The sequence below is a fragment of the Actinokineospora sp. genome (assembly GCF_050699995.1).
GTDB lineage: Bacteria > Actinomycetota > Actinomycetes > Mycobacteriales > Pseudonocardiaceae > Actinokineospora.
On the sequence record NZ_JBOHGC010000600.1, the window covers coordinates 1 to 1,752 of the forward strand.

Below are 1,752 nucleotides of genomic sequence, written 5' to 3' on the forward strand. Positions count from 1 at the left end.
CGAGGCCTCTTTGTTGTCAAGAGGCTTTTCGGACCCGTCGCGCGGGCGGGGCCGCCTTCTTGGGGCGGTTCGATGTGGCGTTGTGTCGTAGGGTCGCGTCGGGTCCGGGAGTGGCTTGGCCGAAGAGCCGGTGTTCAGGGTGTGAGCCGGTCACGCTGGCGACAGAGTCGTTCCCTGTTTGCCCTCCCGGGCCCGTGCCTTTCGCGTTGGCGGCCCGTCGAGCGTCTTGTTGGAGCCGGCTGTAGAGGGCGTCGCTGATGCGCCGCTTGAGCGCCCGAATCGCTTCTTTGCCCGTCTTGCCCTCGGCGATCTTGCGGTCGTAGTAGGTCCGCCCGTCGCTGTGGCGGAAACGGATCTGGGTGACGGCAGCCATGTGGATGGCATGGTTGATTCGGCGATTCCCGCGCCGCGACAGCCGGTAGATCTTGCGGGGCCCGGAAGACACCTCGATGGGCGCGGTCCCGTTGTAGGCGGCGAAGTGATCCCGGGACTCGAAGCGGGACACGTCACCGACGTCGCCGATGACCGTGGCGGCCACGATCGGGCCGACCCCGAATAGCTCGGTCGTCGACGTCTTGGAGGCGACGACCACAGCAGCGATTCGTTTCTTGGTGTCGCGCATCTGGGCGTCGATGCGGCGCAGGTCTTCGACGAACTCGAGAGCGAGCTCATACCGGGCCGCCTCGACCGCGCCTTGGGGCTCGATGTCCTCCTCGAGCAGTCTGGCCGCCTGAGCTGCGGTTATCTCGCCTGCGATGCCGCCGGGGATCAGCTCGCACAACACGGCGTGCAACCGGCACGCCATGCGAGTGCGGTGCCGGCCCAGGTCACGGTGGCGTTTGGCCCACACCTTCATCACCGCCGCGTGATCCTCGGCCACCACCTCTATGAGGTTCGGCGAGCGCAGGGCGGCGATAGCCACCGAGCGGGCGTCGTTGGGGTCGTTCTTGTTCGAGTTGCCCGTCGCCAACAGCCGCACCCGGGCCGCCAGCTTGGGTTGCACGTCCACGACGCGCTCCCCGGCAGCCACCAGCTGCTGGGCCAGCAGATAGCCCAGCCCGCCAGCTCCCTCCACCGCCCACGTGCGCTCGGCGAAGACAACCGCCCACGCCAACAGGCGGTCGACCTGGCCGGCGGCCGACCGCACCCGCAGCTCGCCCAACGTCACCTCGTTCTCGTCGATGGCTGCCGTGGTGTGCGATGCCTTGTGCGGGTCGACGCCGATCATCACTGCCATGAACCGCTCCTTCGTCGTCGTGGGTGGAGGACCGCGGCAGGCATGTCTGATTTCAGAATGGTCGGCGCTCGCGCCTCTTTCGAGCCACACCACGGCGAGACCCGACGGGCTGGGCACCTCGTTCGGAAGCCAGACCAACAACGGTCGGCAGACGGTTCGGGAGCCGGCCCGCCAGGATCTCTCGACGCTACGAGCCAGCCGCAACGTCTGGGTGGATCATCAATCAGACGGCTCGGTTTGGGCGTCGGCCAATGAGCACGTGTCCCATAACGCGCAGCGGTCGACGCCGGTCGGCCATCCCCGAGGTGCCATTTCAGCGTGGCTGAGCCCTCCTGGGGCATGGACGTGCCGTCGCAGGCAGTCGAGCGGGCGGTGACCGTGACCGTGTAGGAGCCGGGTCGGGCGTAGGTGTGGTCAAAGTGCTCGGGGCCCTCGTAGGGGACCCAGCCCATCGAGCCGGTGTCGGCGTCCTGGGTGTGGAAACCCACGGGTTCGGGCCAGGCGTTGGGCGGGAC

2 protein-coding genes are annotated in these 1,752 nt (G+C 67.9%); both read right to left on the reverse strand.

Annotation, left to right across the window (positions count from 1 at the left end; all coding sequences use genetic code 11):
• Window positions 1-16: 16 nt before the first annotated feature.
• A complete protein-coding gene (locus tag ACRDSQ_RS28955; protein ID WP_431425408.1) occupies window positions 17-1,237 on the reverse strand; it encodes an IS110 family transposase in 1,221 nt (406 codons plus the stop codon).
• Entirely contained in the window at window positions 1,228-1,689 is a 462-nt protein-coding gene (locus tag ACRDSQ_RS28960; RefSeq protein WP_431425409.1) for a PKD domain-containing protein, read from the reverse strand. Before ACRDSQ_RS28960 ends, ACRDSQ_RS28955 begins: the two co-directional genes overlap by 10 nt.
• Window positions 1,690-1,752 lie beyond the last annotated feature (63 nt).

Bases quoted from the DNA above. Each gene is read 5' to 3' on its own strand.
- ACRDSQ_RS28955 (WP_431425408.1), bottom strand. From the start codon at position 1,237: ATGGCAGTGATGATCGGCGTCGACCCGCACAAGGCATCGCACACCACG.
- ACRDSQ_RS28960 (WP_431425409.1), bottom strand. From the start codon at position 1,689: ATGGGCTGGGTCCCCTACGAGGGCCCCGAGCACTTTGACCACACCTAC.